This window comes from Anaerolineae bacterium (genome assembly GCA_013178165.1).
Lineage (GTDB): Bacteria > Chloroflexota > Anaerolineae > Aggregatilineales > Ch27 > Ch27.
Map to the genome: position 1 here is coordinate 18,890 of JABLXG010000017.1, position 18,227 is coordinate 37,116.

Annotated in this window: 18 protein-coding genes; 6 read left to right on the top strand and 12 right to left on the bottom strand. The window is 63.6% G+C overall.

Annotated elements, in window-relative coordinates:
* Positions 1–18: 18 nt before the first annotated feature.
* Positions 19–1,911 (bottom strand): hypothetical protein, encoded by a 1,893-nt coding sequence (locus HPY64_11385; protein ID NPV67739.1) that lies wholly within the window; start codon positions 1,909–1,911, stop codon positions 19–21.
* A gap of 120 nt (positions 1,912–2,031) precedes the next feature.
* Between HPY64_11385 and HPY64_11390 the strand changes: the two genes are divergently transcribed.
* Complete coding sequence (locus HPY64_11390) at positions 2,032–2,577, top strand: hypothetical protein (GenBank protein NPV67740.1); 546 nt, start codon at positions 2,032–2,034, stop codon at positions 2,575–2,577.
* Between the two features lie 41 nt (positions 2,578–2,618).
* Here HPY64_11390 and HPY64_11395 read toward each other — a convergent pair whose 3' ends face one another.
* Positions 2,619–3,935, bottom strand: a complete 1,317-nt coding sequence (locus HPY64_11395) for a hypothetical protein (protein NPV67741.1) — start codon at positions 3,933–3,935, stop codon at positions 2,619–2,621.
* A gap of 141 nt (positions 3,936–4,076) precedes the next feature.
* On the opposite strand from HPY64_11395, the gene HPY64_11400 reads away from it, so the two are divergent.
* Positions 4,077–4,511, top strand: a complete 435-nt coding sequence (locus HPY64_11400) for a hypothetical protein (protein ID NPV67742.1) — start codon at positions 4,077–4,079, stop codon at positions 4,509–4,511.
* Here the strand turns inward: HPY64_11400 and HPY64_11405 are convergent.
* Positions 4,508–4,660, bottom strand: a complete 153-nt coding sequence (locus HPY64_11405; GenBank protein NPV67743.1) for a hypothetical protein — start codon at positions 4,658–4,660, stop codon at positions 4,508–4,510. The genes HPY64_11400 and HPY64_11405 overlap by 4 nt on opposite strands.
* On the opposite strand from HPY64_11405, the gene HPY64_11410 reads away from it, so the two are divergent.
* Positions 4,659–5,006 (top strand): EthD family reductase, encoded by a 348-nt coding sequence (locus HPY64_11410; GenBank protein ID NPV67744.1) that lies wholly within the window; start codon positions 4,659–4,661, stop codon positions 5,004–5,006. The two genes, HPY64_11405 and HPY64_11410, sit on opposite strands and share 2 nt — an antisense overlap.
* A gap of 74 nt (positions 5,007–5,080) precedes the next feature.
* Here HPY64_11410 and HPY64_11415 read toward each other — a convergent pair whose 3' ends face one another.
* From HPY64_11415 to HPY64_11425, 3 genes are all read right to left on the bottom strand, one after another.
* Positions 5,081–5,308: a DUF2892 domain-containing protein gene (locus tag HPY64_11415; GenBank protein NPV67745.1), complete on the bottom strand. Its 228-nt coding sequence runs from the start codon at positions 5,306–5,308 to the stop codon at positions 5,081–5,083.
* 197 nt (positions 5,309–5,505) lie between these two features.
* On the bottom strand, positions 5,506–5,949 hold the full coding sequence (gene mscL, locus HPY64_11420) for a large conductance mechanosensitive channel protein MscL (GenBank protein ID NPV67746.1): 444 nt from the start codon (positions 5,947–5,949) through the stop codon (positions 5,506–5,508).
* Positions 5,950–6,177: 228 nt separating this feature from the next.
* The gene (locus HPY64_11425; GenBank protein ID NPV67747.1) at positions 6,178–6,807 is read right to left on the bottom strand and encodes a hypothetical protein; all 630 of its coding nucleotides are present in this window, start codon (positions 6,805–6,807) and stop codon (positions 6,178–6,180) included.
* 707 nt (positions 6,808–7,514) lie between these two features.
* Here HPY64_11425 and HPY64_11430 point away from each other — a divergent pair.
* Positions 7,515–8,789, top strand: coding sequence for a 6-phospho-beta-glucosidase (locus tag HPY64_11430; GenBank protein NPV67748.1), 1,275 nt, complete (start codon positions 7,515–7,517; stop codon positions 8,787–8,789).
* A 25-nt stretch (positions 8,790–8,814) separates the two neighbouring features.
* Here HPY64_11430 and HPY64_11435 read toward each other — a convergent pair whose 3' ends face one another.
* The 5 genes from HPY64_11435 to HPY64_11455 form a co-directional block, all read right to left on the bottom strand.
* A complete protein-coding gene (locus tag HPY64_11435; protein NPV67749.1) occupies positions 8,815–9,723 on the bottom strand; it encodes a hypothetical protein in 909 nt (302 codons plus the stop codon).
* On the bottom strand, positions 9,720–10,427 hold the full coding sequence (locus HPY64_11440; protein NPV67750.1) for a hypothetical protein: 708 nt from the start codon (positions 10,425–10,427) through the stop codon (positions 9,720–9,722). The genes HPY64_11435 and HPY64_11440 overlap by 4 nt, the downstream gene beginning before the upstream one ends.
* Before the next feature lie 121 nt (positions 10,428–10,548).
* Positions 10,549–11,289, bottom strand: a complete 741-nt coding sequence (locus tag HPY64_11445; protein ID NPV67751.1) for a hypothetical protein — start codon at positions 11,287–11,289, stop codon at positions 10,549–10,551.
* A gap of 173 nt (positions 11,290–11,462) precedes the next feature.
* A complete protein-coding gene (locus tag HPY64_11450; protein NPV67752.1) occupies positions 11,463–12,452 on the bottom strand; it encodes a hypothetical protein in 990 nt (329 codons plus the stop codon).
* Between the two features lie 92 nt (positions 12,453–12,544).
* A complete protein-coding gene (locus tag HPY64_11455; protein NPV67753.1) occupies positions 12,545–13,159 on the bottom strand; it encodes an SDR family NAD(P)-dependent oxidoreductase in 615 nt (204 codons plus the stop codon).
* 173 nt (positions 13,160–13,332) lie between these two features.
* On the opposite strand from HPY64_11455, the gene HPY64_11460 reads away from it, so the two are divergent.
* Positions 13,333–15,666, top strand: coding sequence for a hypothetical protein (locus tag HPY64_11460; GenBank protein ID NPV67754.1), 2,334 nt, complete (start codon positions 13,333–13,335; stop codon positions 15,664–15,666).
* Positions 15,667–15,970: 304 nt separating this feature from the next.
* On the opposite strand, the gene HPY64_11465 is transcribed toward HPY64_11460, so the two are convergent.
* Positions 15,971–17,242: a Glu/Leu/Phe/Val dehydrogenase gene (locus HPY64_11465; protein ID NPV67755.1), complete on the bottom strand. Its 1,272-nt coding sequence runs from the start codon at positions 17,240–17,242 to the stop codon at positions 15,971–15,973.
* 225 nt (positions 17,243–17,467) lie between these two features.
* On the opposite strand from HPY64_11465, the gene HPY64_11470 reads away from it, so the two are divergent.
* On the top strand, positions 17,468–18,211 hold the full coding sequence (locus HPY64_11470; GenBank protein NPV67756.1) for a hypothetical protein: 744 nt from the start codon (positions 17,468–17,470) through the stop codon (positions 18,209–18,211).
* The last annotated feature ends 16 nt before the right edge of the window (positions 18,212–18,227 follow it).

An 18,227-nucleotide genomic window follows, 5' to 3' on the forward strand; every position in this document is an offset into this window, starting at 1 on the left:
TCCCGTACTTGCGCTGGCTCACCCTACGTGCACCTGCCTGATCGCCACCCGTTCCCCCTGCGGGCTGGTCAGGCGCGCCGCCGGGTCATCCGCGGCGTAGACCCCCACCGCCAGCGTGTACTCTCCCGGCGGCAGATCAGCGGGGATCAAGATGCCGTGGCGATCGATCACGGTCGCGCCGGGCGTCCAGGTGGTGGTCGGCGCCAGCCCGCCGCCTGGCTCGCTATCATGCTGGGCGGGCGGGGGCGCGTCCGGGTTGGCGTAGAGATGGACGAAGACCTTGTAGCGGGTTTGCAGCAGCGAATCGGCCCGCCAGAACAGGGTCAGGGTGAGCGCGTTGCCCGGCGCGTAGGACTCCACCCGGTCGAGTGCGTAGCCTTCCAGCACCAGCGCGTCGCCGTTGGCGGCGGCGAAGCGCAGGTCGAGCAGCGTTGTGGGTGCATGCGCGGCTTCGTGCGGGACGGCGTAGACTACAAAGCGCACTCGTCCCACCCAGACTGATCTGACCTCGAAGGCCTGGCTGGCCAGCGTTCCGGTCACGATGCCGTTCGGGTCACGCTCTTGTTCCCCCCAGAACAGGGCGAAGATACGCCGGTGGTTGCGCAGGATAGTCTCCAGTTCGGCCCGCGTAGCCGCATCGTCGCCACCCAGGCCGCGCGGCAGCGGGTAGACTGGCAGCGGGCCATCGTAATAATAGGCCCAGACTTCTCCCTGTCCGGGGCCGGTCAGGATCACAGCGTCATCCGAACCGGCCTCAGCCCGGACGGCAGCAGCCATCGCCCGGTAGTCATCGCGCTGGAAGGCGGGATCGCTATAGAGCGCGGGCAGGGCACCCAGCAGGGTCGCGCCCAAAGCCACGGTGACGGCTACAGCGGCGATACGCGGTGCGGCACAGCGCTCGCGCCAGAGGGCGGCCAATCCTGCGCCCAGCCACAGAGCGATCGCACTGGCGGCGGGCGTGAGCTGTTTGATGTCGTCCGGCTGGAGTCGCAACAGGGCGAAAGCGCCCAGCGTCACAGCGGCCCAGATTGCGGGCAGGGCCAGCAGCGGGCGGTCGCGGCGGAACCACAGGCCGGTTGCGGCGCAGGTCAGCGCGGCGAAGATGGCCCACCACGGCGGTGATCCCGCCGCCAGCCCGAACGCGACGGTACTCAGCAGCGTCTCCGGCGGCGTGCCCGCGCCGCTATTCGGCCAGGTAGTTACCTGGCGGAGCGCTTCCCCGATCCAGGGGGTGAAGAATGCCAGCGTCAGGAGGTTGGCGGCGACATAGCGCAGCAGCGGTTGCCATCGGGGAGAGCGCCACACCCACCACAGGACGAACAGCGCGCCCTGAGCCAGCATGGTCAGCGGGTAGGCGTACTGGGTGTACAGCCCGGCGGTGTTGATCAGCGCCAGGGCGATCAACGGGACGTGGGACGTCCCATCGCGCTCCAGCCAGGCAACCAGCGCCGCCATGCCCGCCGACGCCCACAGACCCAGCAGGGCGTACATCCGCGCTTCTTGGGCGTAGTAGATGGCGAACGTGTTGGCTGCCAGCAGCAGGGCGGCGGCAATGCCCGCCCCCCGCCCGGATAACCGCCGTCCCAGCGTGTAGATCAGGGCCACGGTGAGCAGGCTGGTCAGCGCGGAGGGAAAGCGCAAGGCGAATTCGCTTGTTCCGGCCAGGCGCGTCCAGCCTGCCAGCAGCAGATAGTAGCCAGGCGGGTGGATATCGGCGGCGGCGTTGGCGATGATGGCCTCCGGCGTCCGCTGGGTCATGGCGTAGCTGGCGCCTTCGTCATTCCAGAGCGATTGCGCGTCCAGTTGGTGCAGCCGCAACCCGGCAGCCAGCAGCAGGACGATCACGGCCAGGGCCAGCCACAGGCTGCGCTGTACAGGTGGGCGAGGCGTTGTCGGGCACTGCTGGATCATCAGCGCATCTCTCCGCCTGGCCCCGCGCAGCGCTGGTGGTATCGCCGGGCGGGACCTTCCAGTACAATGAGGGTTGACAGCTACTGCCGGTTGTTGTACCCGGTCTTGAGGAAACCGCCAATGATTGCCGAGCACTTTCAGATTCTATGCGACTATAACTACTGGGCGCATCACCAGCTCTGGGATTGCGTATTGCAGCTCGGCGAGGAGCAATTTGCCAGCAAGGAGAACGTGCTGGGGCTTTCGGTGCATGAGCAAATGGTCAATATGGTGGGCGCGGAATGGCTATGGACGGCCCGGCTGCGCGGTATATCGCCGACGCATAACCTGACGCCCGACATGCTGCCTGACCGCGACGTGATCCGCAAACGCTGGGATGCCGTAGAAGCCGATCTGCGCGACTATGTCAGGAACGTCCGCGATTCGCAGCTGGGCGAAATCATCGACTACACCACGACCTGGGGGGAGCCGCAGCGCAACGCTCGCTGGGAGATTCTGGCTTACCTTTTCCATCGGGGGACGGATTACCGGGCACGGGTGGCGGTCACGCTGTTGCAGATGGGCGTTCAGCCGCCGGAGATCGAGTTGCTCCATTACTTTCGCGATAATGAGCAGCATCGCCTGCGCATTTCCCTGGAGCGCTTCCACCGCCAGGCCCCGATCTGACCGGGTTGGCGCCAGTGTGCTGGCTCCGCCAGGAACTGCCATCACGGGTAGGGGTGGGCGGCGATGTACGCCTGCATGGCGTCGTAGACCGGCAGCGGGGTGAAGTCCGGCTCCACCATGCGGAAGTAGTAGAAGCTCTGGTTGCGTTCGTAGTCGCTGGCCGGTTTGAAGTACCAGTAGTTGATCACGCCTACCCAGGGCCATTCCAGGCGGGCGCGTTCGTAGGCCAGCGGCACCCAGCGGGCCTGCTGCTTTTCGGTCACCTGCCCATAGTTGTAACGTCCAGCGATATCGGGGACTTCCTCCGGCCCCGGCACCGGGTTCCAGTTCATCTCGCTGATCCAGATCGGTTTTTCGGCGTCGCCGTTGGCGACCATGACGTCGCGGATCCACTGGTTGCGCCCGAAGTTCATGATCATCGGGCGCATGCGCCGGTCGGTGGGGCCGCTGCGCAATCCGTAGCCGTTGACCGCCAGTACGTCAAAGCACGTGCCCGCCCCGGCGTCGTACATCTGCTGCAGGAAGGCTACATCAGTCAGGTTACGCCCGTCGAGCGCGGCGGTAGGTGCCAGCGCCCCGCTGATGACGATGATCGTCGGGTCGACAGCTTTCAGGGCTTCGTAGGTACGGCAGAGCAGGTCAGTGTAGGCCGCCGCATCGACGTTTTGCTCGCCCCATTCGGGGTAGATGTTTGGCTCATTCCAGACCTGGTAGACGCGGATGCGCCCTCGATAACGTTCAGCCACCGTGACCGCGTAGTTCACAAAGTCCTGCAGGTCATCCGGCGGGGCAAAGGTGCCGCGCGCGTTGCCGTCAGCGCGGCTCCAGGCCGGCGGGTTGCTCAGCCGGGCCTGGATCTCCAGCCCGTATTGCCCGGCCAGGGCCACGATGTGATCGTATTTTTCCCAGGCGCTGCGCGGCGGATCATTGCGCCGATCCTCAAAGTCGCCGCGCCCGTGAATCTCGATATCTTCCCAGGGGAATTCCTGGCGGATCCAGTGGAAGCCAGCCTCGGCGATCATCTGCACCTGGCGCTCGCGCTTGGCCGGTTCGACCTCCTGCTGCAGGAAGGTGTTGATGCCGTAAGGGTTGACCTGCGCCAGCGCCGGGACGATCTCCGGGCGGGTATCTGGCTGGCGGCGGGTGAAGTTGCCCAGGTATTCGAAGAAGCCGCGAATTTGCCCGGCGGGTTGCTCCTCGCCGGTGATGCTCCACAGGGCCTGCCAGACCAGGCCATGGGCGGCGAGATCGGCTCCCAGGCCGGCCACGAGGACAGCCGCCAGCGCTGCCAGAACAGCCAGCCGCCGCCAGCGCCGCCGCAGGACGGCCAGACGATCAGAGGACGGGTGTGCGCTCATGGCGGGGGATTATACCACGCTCGCGCCTGGCGCAGCCGTGGCCGCGCGGGGACGCCGATCGTCGCGGGCAAAACACCGCTGGGGTTTTCGGGTATAATCAAATCAGTATAAGCGCGGTGAAAGTCGTACAGGGAGGAGCCTATGGCCGACAACGGAACGCCGATCGAGGAGCGCGTCGAGGAGATCGCCGAAGACGTGCGCGCACGGGTGGATCAGGCGGCGGAGCAGGCCCGCGCCGACCTGGCCGACGTACAGGCCCAGATGCGCGAACTGCGCCGCGACCTGGTTAACCGGGCGCTGCTGGCGAAGGATAAGGTGGTTGAGGAGTTGCAGCGGGCGGCAGATCGCATCCGCCGCGAAGTGGAGGGTGTGGAGGATCCGCGCGCCAAGCAGCGGGCTGACGAGCTGGCGGCAGAACTGGAACGAACAGCCGCTTACCTGGAAGATCACACCTTTGAGGATATCGGGAAGGAAGTGACGCAGGTTGCCCAGGCCAATGTCTGGCAGTCGCTGGGCATTGCTTTCCTGCTGGGGCTGGTGCTGGGCCTGCTGATCGGCGGGATGCGCCGCCGTTAGGATGTCCGCTCGATCAGGTTGTCTGGCGGCGTGCGTGGCAGGCACGCCGCCTTTGCTTTGGCCGCCGGGGCGGGACGTGGTATGGTTGACCGGTCAGGGGGTAGCACCATCTCCCCGGTGTGACGCGCGGCAATGAAAGGCTGACCCATGATCAAGCTCACCATCCTCTACCGCGAACCGGCGGACCCGGAGGCGTTTGAAGCATTCTACACGGCGAACCTGGCCCTGATGGAGCGCATCCCCGGCGTCATCCGCCGGCAGGTGAACCATATTTATGGCGCGCCGGAGGGTCAGCCGGTCTTCTACCGGGCGCTGGAGCTGTACTTCCCTGACCGGGACGCGCTGGACAAAGGCATGCGCTCGGAAGCGGGCGTGCAGGCCGGGCGGCACCTGATGGCCCACGCCGCGCAACTGGCCGAGGTTTTCTTCTCCGAGGTCTACGAGGAAGCTGGCGGTTCGACGCCAGAAGCCCTGCCGTCATCATCCGCCGGTTAAGGCGCGCACACCTGGCAAAGCAACACGGGGAGGGCGATGTGGTCAGCTCTCCCCGTGTTGTGAAGGTTGTTGTGTTACTTCTTGGCGCGGATTTCAGCCCCCTTGAAGGACAGTCCGGCCAGCGGGGCGAACACGCAGAAGTCGAAGATTCCCGCCAGCAACGGCACCAGGCCGATGATGGCGAGGATCCACGAAGCGGCCCCGGTGACCGCCAGCCAGCCGATCGCAATCAGGATCAGCCCAACGATGACGCGCACAATACGGCCATTGGTGCTGGCCATGAACTTGAAGAACCCTTCCATCTGCACTCCTCCTCCTTTGCGCCTGGCAAAACAGGCACCGGCTTCATCTTCACATAGTCATCTGTTTAGGCGTTTCTGTCAAGCAGCCGTCGCAGGTCAGCGGCGACGGCAAGAGTACCAGCTTGCGGCGGCGCCCCGGCGACCGCCGCTTTCTGCTGATCTATACGTGGAGATTCGCCAGTTGGATTGCTGCCCGTTCAGGAGGTCTGCTCCAGTTGCGAAGTGCAGTTGGGACAGCGCGTGGCCTTGATCGCGATCTGGGTGTAGCAATACGGGCATTCCTTGGTGGTCGGGGTGGCGGGCGCTTCCGGCTTCTTGGAGAGGCTGTTGAACCAGCGCACGACCAGGAAGATCACAAAAGCGACGATCAGGAAGTCGATCACGTTGTTGATGAACAGACCGTAGTTGATCGTCGGCGCTCCGGCCTCCTGGGCGGCGGCCAGCGATGCGTAGGGCGTGCTGGAGAGATTGATGAACAGGTTGGAGAAGTCGATCCCGCCGAGCAGCAGGCCGATGGGTGGCATGATGATGTCGTTGACCAGCGAGCTGACGATCTTGCCGAAGGCCGCGCCAATGATCACGCCGACGGCCAGGTCGATCACGTTGCCGCGCATGGCAAATTCTTTGAATTCCTCAAACATCTTTCGCATCCTGTCCTCCTTCTTGTGAGTGAGGGACACAAAACAGGGGGCTAAACGTCATCTTCATTTTATGCCTTAAAACTGTAACGGTACAAGAATATGTAACAGGTAGTTATAGTCCGGAATAATCCTCGCCGGTGAAGCAAACGGCCCCGCTACTGCGCGGGGCCGCTGCCCGGCGTCACCCGCCCCGGCGCCGGGTTTAATGCGCGTGAGCAAGATCAGATGTTACCAGTTGCCAAGCCCGGCATGGTCAGGGCTGAGGTATTGCAGGCCATGAAATCCCTCACATGGATCGTTGTAGACCTCCTGAATGACTGCGAACTCCCCCCAGATGGCCGGGCCGATCTCGACACCACGAGCGTTATACCAGATGCCCCCAGCAAGCGTGGCATCCGCCGGCGCGGCCACTATCTTGACGAAGTACGTCCAGTTGCAGGTGACCCCGTTCGTGTCGTAACTTCCGGACTGGTGATTGGTCAGCCACGCACCGGAGCCGATATAGCTTGGGTAGCCGTAGTGGCGATCAAGCTTTCCATCACCATTGCAGTCCTGGTTGGAGAGCCAGGCATCGTTCCACTTCATGATCAGCGAGACATCTTTGTAAGGCTGGCACCAGTCGGCATTCCGATAAGCATCGCAGTAGAAACCGTTGAACATGTGCCCCTGGTAATTGTAGCCCCATTGATCGTAGCCGGTGGTGATCACCGACCCGCCGCTGGTCAGCAGCGTGCCATCCTGGATACTGGTGCAGGTGATCTTATCGCCCTGTTCGCATTCCGGGCAGCCCTGCGCCAGAATCACCGCCGGAATCGCCAGCATGATCAGCGCTGCGCAAAGAACAAGTAGCTTTTTCATGGTCCACTCCATGTCTCTGATTCTGTCGAACATAACCTCTCGCGTTGGAGAATCGAAGTGTTAGGGAATGAGAGGAACCATGACGCAAACGGGAGAATACCAATCAATATCAGTGGGCGGGACTGCGCGGAACAATATATTATGTCAACTCATTTAGCAGTATATATTCATTTTTATCATTAGTCAAATTAGTTTATATTTAAACGGATATGCAACTTCGCATGGTCAAGACGGTTTAGATAGCAGTGCTTATACAACAGGCGGTGGTTCCAGACAAAGAGCTTCAAGACAGTTCGGGAGGGCACGGAGTTATTCCCGCTGACATATCTGATATCGCGCGCTGGCTTCCTGAGCCATTGCGCCCTACTTTCCGTGGTATGGCAGTACAGACATTGATTCGTGCCCTGAGTATCGGTGTCCCTAGACTTATCCACTCCCATAACAGGTGATTATAGACTGGAATAATCCTCGCCGGTGAAGCAAACGGCCCCGCTACTGCGCGGGGCCGCTGCCCGGCGTTACCCGCCCCGGCGCCGGGGTTAATGTGCGTGAGCAAGATCAGATGTTACCAGTTGCCCAACCCGGCATGATCAGGGCTGAGGTATTGCGGGGCCTACCCTTGTTTGCTGCCATCCAGCAATCAGATCGGGTATAGTTAGGCCGGGCGCGGCAATGTTGACGGCGCACAGGCGCCGGGGAGAGCGGCGATGAAAGTTACGGTCATCGGCGGGGGCAGCACCTACACGCCGGAGCTGGTCTCCGGTTTCATCCGCTATCACGACTCATTTCCGATCACCGAGCTGGCGCTGATGGACATCGATGCTGAACGGCTGGAGGTGGTCGGCGGCTTTGCCCGGCGGATGGTCGCCGCCAGAGGGGAACCGTTCGCCGTCACCCTGCACACTGACCGCCGGGCGGCGGTAGCCGGCGCGGCCTACGTGACCACCCAGTTGCGTGTCGGGCATATGGCTGCCCGCCGCGAGGACGAGTATCTGGGTCGCCGCTGGGGGCTGGTCGGGCAGGAAACGACCGGCATCGGCGGCTTTGCCAAGGCCCTGCGCACGATCCCGGTTCTGCTGGCCCTGGCAGAGGAAATGCGCACTGCCGCGCCGGGTGCACCGCTGATCAACTTCACCAACCCCTCCGGCCTGGTGACCCAGGCCCTGCGCACCTACGCCCCGGATATCGTCAGCATCGGCCTGTGCAACATCCCGATCGGCTACCGGATGCGCGTCGCCCGCCAGTTTGATGTCGCGCCGGAGCGCGTCGAGATCGACATGCTCGGCCTTAACCATCTGACCTGGTTCCGGGGGGCGAAAGTTGACGGCGAGGATGTCTGGCCGGCTGTCTTCCAGCAGTACCTGAGCGAGCAGGAGACCAGCAGCGATCCCAGCATCCCACCGTACCTCATGCGCGCTCAGGGGATGGTGCCCAGCTACTACCTCAGGTACTTCTATCGCGCACCGCATGTCATCCGCCAGCAGCAGGAGCAATGGCCGCCCAGCCGCGCCGAACAGGTCATGGCCATCGAGGAGGCCCTGCTGGCGAAATATGCCGACCCAACGTTGACCGAGCCGCCGCCTGAACTGGAAAAGCGCGGTGGGGCTTACTACTCGACGGCGGCGGTGTTGCTGCTACGTTCCCTGCGCGGTGGCGACGGCATGACCCATGTCGTCAATGTGCCCCACGCAGGGGCCGTCCCCGGCTGGCCGGAGGACTGGGTGCTGGAACTGCCGTGCCGTGTCGACAGGGAGGGGCCGCATCCGCTCCCGGCGGAACCGCTGCCGGAGCCGATGGCGGGGATGATCCACCAGATCAAGAGCTACGAGCTGCTGACGGCGAAGGCTGCCGTGACCGGCGACCGTGACGCGGCCCTGCTGGCCCTGGTGACGCATCCGCTTGGCCCGGACGCCGACCGCGCTCCCGCCGTGCTGGACGACCTGTTACGGACTCACGCCGCTTACCTGCCGCAATTCGCATGAGGGGGCTGGCGGTCTGCCAGCCGGGCTACGCCCAGGGATCGCCCTGGGGGATGAATTCGGCATCCACGCCCTGGGCGCGGAACCAGCCGAGCATCTGCTCCCGCATGACTACCATCTCGGTGGCGTAACGGGAAACGCCCAGCAGGTTCAGCCGCAACCCGCCCAGCAGCAATTCGCGCATGCGCGTCCGCTGGGTTTCGGCGTAGTCCGTCTCGCCGTAAAACCACCACTGGCCGGTCACGTAGGTGTCACAGCCCAGGGCGATCGCCTGTTCCAGCAGCTCTGGATCGGCCCCATTACCGGGCACGGCGGCGACATGTTGCACCGGCAGCCCATTGTGGCGAATCTGGTCGTAACGCAGGCGGTCAACATCGGTCAGTTTGGCCAGCCGCTGGGCGAACGCCTGGAAGCTGGTCGGTTTGCCGACCATGCCGTGAATGGCGAACGGTCCGCCTTCCCGCTGGGCAAAGCGCGCCTGTTCCCGTAGGCCGAGCGTATTGGCCAGCGCTGAGGCGGTTGAAATCTCCGGGTGGTGATCCAGCGGCGCGTGGCACAGGTAAAAACTGATGTGGTGCTCCTTCAGCTCTTCCAGTTGATCCTCGGAGATCAGCAGGAAGCGTCGCCGTTCCTGATCCAGGGTCAGCAGATGATGGGCGAAGATCAGCGCCCCTGGCGCGCCGCGGGCCACTTCGCGGGCGATGATCGTGTCGATCACGTCCTGGGTGGGGAAGACGATGGTGTACACCCGGTCGATGCGTTCGGTGTTGTCCAGCAACAGACCATTCCAGGAGCCGTTGCGGAACTCCGGCAGGGCGAATCGCTCCAGGATGTGGAAATCCCGATCGGAAAGGCGGGGCCGCCAGTGAGGTTCCTCGTTGAAGGCCGCGCTGTTGAAAAACGAGTCCAGGTTCTGAACCAGCTCTGATTGATTCATGAGCGCCCCCCTTGCCCTGTTTCCTGTGGTTGCTCAAGCCGCCGCCGGTACAGCCGCGCTTCCTCCCGCACAAAGGCGACGGTGGCGGCGATGACCGGATCGGCCCGTTCCGGTACCGCGACGACGGGCAATTGCGCGATGGCTACCGGCTTCCAGCGGCCCGCATCATCCTGTGCCAGGCTCACTGCAACGGCTCCCAGCGCCCCATCCGGCAGGGGCAGCCAGAGCGTTCGCGCCGCTGATTCCAGACGTGGCGCCTGGCCAGCTTCATCTGGCCGGATCAGCAGGCTGATCCCCGGCGGGACGGCGGCCTGCGGCGCTGCCGGAGACTGGCAGGCGATGCGCTGGCCGCCTGCCTCTACGGTGACAACCGGTGGCAGACCCAGTTCTACCGCCCCGCAGATCGGCAGGTGAGTGGCTTCTTGCAGGCGCTGCGCCGCGCCAGGACTCATCCGCTGGCAGTCGTCCACGGACAGACAGGCCAGATCATAGCCCATTGCTTCCAGAACGAACAGGGCGGCCCGCCCCTCCGTCGCGGCGCATTCCCAGGCCGCGGGGTGGCACGATCCGCCCAGATCCAGCAGGATGACCGGCCCGGCGGAAGCGGCCCGCGCTGCCTGGATAGACCCGAACAGGCGCGGCAGCAGATCCAGCCTCCCGGCCAGACGCGCGGTATAGAGCAGGGTGATCTCAGTGGCAGCCATCAGTATCCGTGATGCCAGGCTGGACGGTGCGACGGAGGCCGTGTCCCCGTCACGGCTTCCTGCGAATTTCCCGGCGCAATCATACCACAAGACCGTGTGCGGCAAGGTCCCGTCTATTCCCCTACAGGAACAGGCGCAGGGCCTTGAACAGGGCGAACAGGCCGAACATTGCGGCGGCGATGACGGTTGGGCGCGTCGACCGCTGGTACGCCCGCAGGATGATCAGGAACGCGCCGGTCAACAGCGCCTCGATCCAGGCGACGGGGTTGGCCGGGTTGTCAAAGTTCTGCACAGCGGCGTAAATCAGCGCCGTCAGACCAATGGCCAGCAGGCGGCTGCTTCCGGCAGCCAGGGCCGGGAAGAGCATCCCGGCCAGCAAAGTCATTTCCGCCAGCGGCGCAGCCACCACCACGTACAGGGCCGCCGCCAGCCAGTCCGCCAGGCCGCCAGCGCCAAGACCCTGCAACGTGACCGGCAGGCCGATCGTCTGGAACAGCAGCGGGACAAAATCGATCAGGATGGCCATGCCCAGGGCGAAGATCATCAGCAGCAGGGTTGAGCCGGGCCAGCGCTGCAGGCCCAGAGCCGCCGCCAGCGGCCCGCGTACCCGCGGCCGTACAGTCAGCGCGGCCAGCCCCAGCGCCATCAGCGCGGCGGCGACCCCGGCCAGGTTGGCCGCCAGCGGGCTGAATACCCCCCGCGCTGCTGCCTCAGCATCCAGCAGGACGGACAGAATGGCCAGGGCAATCACACGCGCTGCCAGGTATGCCAGCACCAGCATCGCCGCCAGCGTGGCCGACCAGCCCGGTGCAGCCTCCGGCTGGCGCAGCCGGGCGACAAATGTCCGCAGATCAAAGCTCATGGCTGTCTCCTGGTCCTCACCGGCGTGATGGGCCGGGTCACACCCTGTCTCTGGCGCATACGGGCGTTATGATACCCGATTCCGGTGGGTGGGGTGTAGGGGGGCAGGCAGCAAATGCCGGTGGCAGGAGCGCCATATGTTGCGCCCGCAGCACTGCTGCGCCCGCGGCACCGCTACAACGCCATAATGGTGCGGGCAACGCGCAGATGCTTGCCAAAGTGCGGCAGAAAGTCGGCGAATTCGCGGTAAGTGCCGTCTTGCCGCCCACGCAGGTAACGGCGCATCACGCTGACCGCGCCGGGCAACTCGGTCAGGCCGTGCACTTTGCGCTCCATCAGCACGTAAGCCTGGGCCTCCTGCTCGCTGACGCAATCCTGCAGGTAGATCACCACCAGACTCAGCCCGACCAACGCCAAGAGCTGGGCTTCCCAGGTGGGGTATAGGGCGGTGAACGTGGGCGTGACCGGCAAAGGCTGGGCGCTGGCTTCGGCCAGCGCGTCGGCGTGTGCCCGCAGGTAACGGCGCAGCAGCAACCGCCCGTACTGCATCAGGGCGGCGCGGTAGAGATGGGCCGGGTCATCGTCAAAGGGCCAGGGTGGGTTGTTGCCGACGGCGACGCGCGGCGGCGTGATGCAATACAGACGGCCATCAACCGCTGCGCCAAGGGATATGTCGGTCGGGTAGCACAGGTTGGGCAGGAAGATCAGCGTGTCAGGGATCGGGCCGACGAATGGCTCCAGAAAGGTGTGTAGCTGCGCCGAAGCGAACAACTTTTCCACCTGCTGGCGGGCTTCTTCCCAGTGGCGTGCTTCCTCCTGCCACCACTGGGCCAGGCCGGTATCCTGGTAGAAGGCAACCAGGTGGCGCGGCCAGGCGGGTGGCGCCCAGGTTGGCTGCTCGCCGCCGGTCAACGCCGGCCATTCCAGCTGCAGGACGTACCCGAATAGCTCCTCCAGCGGCACGCCGCGATCCAGTAACCCCTGCAGGATAACCACGGCGGGATGCTTGTCATAGGTCTGGAGCCGTCGCCGCGTATTGCGGGCGTGGATGTGGGTGCCGTGCGCTTTGCGCCGCTGCTCATCTTCCGGCCAGGTTGTGACCGCTAGTAGCGCGGCCAGCAACCTCATCCGATCGTCGATTGCCACCTGCACCGTGTCCGTCATAGCCTGCCCCTGGTTGCCGTTGATTTCATCACCTTCCTGCTGTTTGTTACCATAGCGCAGTTCAGGGGAGGATGCAACGCGCCGGAGAGCCGTTATTCCAGCGCCTGTTGGAGCGCGTTGAGGACGGCTGCGACGGTTGCGTCGACGCTATCCAGCGTGGGGATGGCCAGAACGCGCACGCCCAGCGGCTCCAGTTCGGCGGCCATTGCCGCGCACAGGGCTGCCAGGCCCGCCGCACTGGCGGCGTAAGGCGCCTGCTGCACTGCACCGGGAGCGACCGGCGGCAGGAGCTGGACAATCGCCCCGCCGCCTTCGTCAACCATCACCCGACCGGCCAGCTGCCCGACCAGAAACGCGCCGGTCAGATTGACCTCGATCACCCGCCGCCAGTCGTATTCGTCCAGCGTCAGGAACGGCTGGCGTTTGTTGACCCACCAGGCGTTGACCACAAGATGAAGCCCGCCAAACGCATCCCGCAATTGCTCGATCATGGCCGCTACCTGAAAGCGGTTGCCAATATCCACGGTGTAGCTCAGCGCCTGCCCTCCCGCCGCCTGGATCGCGTCCGCCGTCGCGTCGGCCAGGGTCGGGTTGATGTGGGCGGCCATGACGGCTGCGCCGCGCCTGGCCAGGCCCAGGGCGATGGCCTGCCCTGGGCCATCTCCGGCACCGATTACCAGCGCCACACGCCTATCCCAATATCCCATGCCTACGGTCCTTTGCCTGCATTCACTGCGTATCCTGGTGACCTGATCTTTGGGCGCTGGTACTGCGCCCCTACCGGCCCTTCCGCTTTCGCTTACCCCTTGCCTCTTTTCTACCCGCCGATGGATAATCAGACTGTCTGACTCAAGTAGTGACGGGATGGGCAGGGAGTCTTATGGAATTCAACGATCAATACATGCCTAAAGTCTTCAAGCTGTACCTGGAGATCTCCCAGTATCCCATCCTCAGCCGTACCATCCGCGCTGAGATGCGCAAAGAGTTGTTCTCGCGCGGGATCATCAGCGACGAGGACTTTGAGAAAGAAGTCTACCAGAAAGCCATCCAATCGCAGCATCGCGAAGGGTTGCATGATCCCTTTGCGGAAGAAAGCCCGCGCGAATGGAACGCCCGCGTTAGCACTGTCCGCGACTACCTGACCGATTTTTATTTCGCCTATAACCTGCCACATTCGCTCTTTGAGCAGATCGTGGCCCGGATCATCACCCAGCGCGTCCCGGATAGCGAGTTCCGCCTGACCTTTAACCCGGAGATCGCTCCCTGGGATGTGCTTTTTGCCGAGGGTGAACGCTACGAGCGGCTTCCGCACGAGGAGTTTCTCAAGGTCCAGCATCATCTGCGCGAGATCAAGGTGGTGCTGATCAAAGCCATGATCAGCGATCACCTGCAGTTTGCCCGGCTGGCGCGGGAAGTCTTCACCATGGCCGACCTGCGCTACATCCGTGATCATCGCATCGGGCGCGGCAAGATCGGTGGCAAGGCTGCCGGGATGCTGCTGGCCTGGAAGCTGCTCCAGCAGGACGCGCAATCCTGCGGCTTTCCACCGGAAAAAATCCGTATCCCGGAGTCGTGGTATATCGGCTCGGACGTGTTCTACGAGGTCAAGGAACTGAATGATCTCTTCCGCTATATGAACCAGAAGTACCTTTCTACGGAGGAGATCATCGCCGATTATCCGAAGGTCTACGCCGCCTATACCAGCGCCCGCGTGCCGCAGTATGTCCTGGATAAGCTACGCGAGTTGTTGGAGGAGGTGGGCAAGACGCCGCTGATCTTCCGCTCCTCCAGCCTGCTGGAAGACAGCTTCGATACGTCTTTCGCCGGCAAATACGAAAGCTACTTCCTGCCCAATCAGGGTACGCTGGAGGAGAACCTGCGCGACGCGGCGCAGGCCATGCTACGCATCTACGCAAGCACACTCAATCCGGATGCGCTGATCTATCGTGCCCAGATGGGCCTGATCGATTTCGATGAGCGCATGGCCATTCTGATCCAGAAGGTGGAAGGCCAGCGCCATGGCCGCTACTACTTCCCGACGGTGGCCGGGGTCGGCTTCAGCCGCAATCCATTCCGCTGGAGTCCGCGCATCCGCCGCGAGGACGGGCTGCTGCGCCTGGTGGCCGGGCTGGGTACGCGGGCGGTGGACCGCGTCGCCAATGATTACCCGCGCATGGTCGCGCTTTCCCACCCGCAACTGCGCCCGGAAACACGCAGCAAGCAGATTCAGCAGTATTCGCAGCACCTGATCGATGTCATCGATCTGGAGGCCAACGCCTTCCGCACATTGCCGATCACCGAGGTGATCGACTCCAGCCATCCGGCATTGCGCCTGCTGGCGGCGGAGATGGCCGGCGACTACATCCAGCCATTCATGACCAGGCCGACCAGGGTTGACCCGGATAAGCTGGTGTTCACCTTCGATGCGCTGTTGACGGGCACTCGCTTCGCGGAGATGATGCGGCAGATTCTGGCCTGCCTGCAGAGTTACTACAACCGTCCGGTAGATATCGAATATGCGGTGGAGATCACGCAGACCTATCCAACGGTCAACTTTGAGATTGCCCTGCTGCAGTGTCGACCGCTCAGTCAGCATGATCCGGAGGCCGCGCCGCCCATCCCCCGTGATATCCCCCCTGAGTTGAAGCTGTTCACCGCCTGCCGGCAGGTGCCAGAAGGGGTGGTGCAGCGCGTGCGCTATCTGGTCTGGGTCAAGCCGACCTACAACCAGATCGAAGAGCCGCATCTGCGGCTGGAGGTTGGGCGCGTGATAGGCCGCCTGAACGAACGGCTGAAGCATGAACAGTTCGTGTTGCTCGGCCCCGGTCGCTGGGGATCGTCCAATATCCACCTGGGCGTCAAGGTCTCTTATGCGGATATCTACAACAGCCGCGCCCTGATCGAAGTGGCGATTTCCACCAGCAGCAACGGCGCGCCGGAAATGGCTTATGGCACGCACTTCTTCCAGGACCTGGTGGAGGCGCGAATCTACCCGCTGGCGCTCTTCCCCGGCGAGCCGGGCAACTACTTCAACCACGCTTTCTTTGAGCGTGCGCCCAATGTGTTGCCGGAACTGTTGCCACAGGATGCGGCGCTGGCACCCTACATTACCGTCATCGATGTACCAGCGGTCAGCCAGGGCCGTCTGTTTGAGCTGATTATGAACACCGACCAGGATGAGGCCCTGGGCTACCTGCGCTATTACAACGAGTGAATGTGCTGAGGGGGTAGTGGGGCCGGGCCAACAGGAAACGCGGCCCCGCCCCGGAAGCCGCGCTTCACCCAATAACATTATTTTGTTCAGGTATGCCGAAACGCCATTGGTTGTTGTAGCCCAGTGCGGAACGGCGTTTCTGTTTTCTGACACCTTCATTCTAAGGCGAGAGCCAGGCGCAACACAACAGCGAACCGTTCAAATCGGCTGGGGCACTTTACCCAAAGGACGGGGGCGTGCGGCAGGCACGCCCCCGTGATGATGGTCTGCCTGATCCTGTGGCTTAGGCCGGGGATCGTTGCTTTTACGGATAGAAGCCGCGCAACTGGGTGACTTCTACCACGCGTCGCACGGCCAGGATGTAAGCCGCCGTGCGCATGTCGACATGCATATCTTCGGCGATGCCCAGCACGGCGTAGAAGCTCTCGTCCATCATGTGTTCCAGACGGTCGTTGATTTCCTTCTCCGTCCAGAAGAAGCTCTGCCGGTTCTGGACCCACTCCAGGTAAGAGACGGTCACGCCGCCAGCGTTGCACAGGATGTCGGGGATGATCATCACACCTTTGGCGCGCAGGATGTCGTCGGCTTCCGGAGTAGTGGGGCCGTTGGCGCCTTCGGCGATCACTCTGGCTTTGATGTCGGCGGCGTTGGCCCCGGTGATCTGGTTCTCCAGCGCGGCGGGGATCAGCACGTCGCAGTCGATGGTCAGGAGTTGCTCGTTGGTGATCGGCTGGCCGCCGGGGTAGCCTTCGATCAGGTTGGAGTTCTTGCGGGCATAGGCCAGCACGTCACGGGCGTCGAATCCAGCGGGGTTGTACAGGCCGCCGCTCACATCGCTGATGGCGATGATCTTGGCCCCCTGATCCTGCAGCAGGTAGGCTGCGACCGAGCCGACATTGCCAAAGCCCTGCACAGCCACCCGCGCACCCTTGACCGGGATATCCAGGTGCTTGAGCGCCCGGACGACAGTGTGCATCACGCCACGACCGGTGGCTTCGTGACGGCCCAGCGACCCGCCCAGGGGGATGGGCTTGCCGGTGACCACGCCGGGCGAAGGGGTCCCCTTGATCATGGAATAAGTGTCCATGATCCAGGCCATCGTCTGCGCGCCGGTGTTTACGTCAGGGGCAGGGATGTCATCGTCCGGCCCGATGATCGGGGTCAGTTCGTAGGCGAAGCGCCGGGTCATGCGCTCCAGTTCGGCCTGCGACAGCTCGCGCGGGTCGACGATGATGCCGCCTTTGGCCCCGCCATAAGGCAGGTTCATGACGGCGCATTTCCAGGTCATCCACATGGCCAGCGCGCGAACTTCATCCATCGAAACCATCGGGTGAAAGCGGATGCCACCCTTGGCCGGGCCGCGCGCGATGCTGTGCTGCACCCGGTAGCCGGTGAACATCCGGATCTCGCCGTTGTCCATCCGCACGGGGAAGTTGACGGTGAATTCGCGCTTGGGCCGGCGCAGGTACTCAGCCATGCCGGGGGAGACTTCCAGGTAGCGCAGCGCCCGATCCAGCTGCTGGATCGCGTTCTCATACGGGTTCGCGGCTTCTACGCGTGGACTCGCTGTGGTCATGGAACTTCCTTTCGACCCTGGCTTGGTCAAAATGCACAATCCAAGGAGATAACCTGTACAAAAAAGGATAACACCAAACCGGGGCCTCAGCCAGTGGTGATTGCTCCCTGGCTGGCGTGATTTCCATCACCTGCCCGGCAATCCTGCCGCCGGTAGGGTGGGGGTTTTCAGCGTAGAATAGAGGGGAGTGTTGCGCTTGGCAGGGTGGAAAAGGAGGGAGAGACGATGCTCGGTCTGGATCGCCTGACTGCACCATGGGGGACGATTGCCTTGCTGCTCTTGCTGGCCGCGGCGGCGCTGGTGGTTTACGCCCTGGCACGGGGACACTATGACAGCGATCGGCTGGGACGGATGGCCAAGCGGCACCAGCTGCCGCAGACGGTGCTGCTGATCGGCCTTGCCGCTGCGATCTGGCTGGGCGGCGCGCGCGATACCGCCCTCAGTACAGCGGCGGTGCTGGCGACCCTCGGCGTGGCGCTGGGCTTCGCGGGGGATATTTTCATGGCCGGTGTGTTTGGCGAGCCGGATGTAATCAAGGGGATGCTCGCCTTCGGTCTTGGCCATATTGCCTATCTGCTGGCGCTGCGGGAATACGCCACGATCCTTGGCCTGACGAACGCCGCGCCGCTGCTGGTGGGCGTCGTGCTGTTGTGGCTGGTCGGGTTACTCCTGTGGTGGGGGGCGACGCGGGGTAGCACGGCTCCCCGGATCATGATCGTCCTGAGTCTGGTCTATGGACTGCTACTGGCGACGATGGCCGGGGTGGCGGTTGGGTTGGCCCTGCAGGCGTTGCCGCTGTGGTCGCTGGCCATCGGTGGGCTGTTGTTCGTCCTCTCCGACGGCCTGATCGCTATGCGGCTGTTCGCCGGGTTGCGCCGGGCCTACCTGGGAGATGTTATCTGGGGGACGTACATCACCGCCCAGGCGTTGATCGTCACCGGGGCAGCGGTGGCACTGACCCTGCTCTAAACCGGCAGGTTCCGCC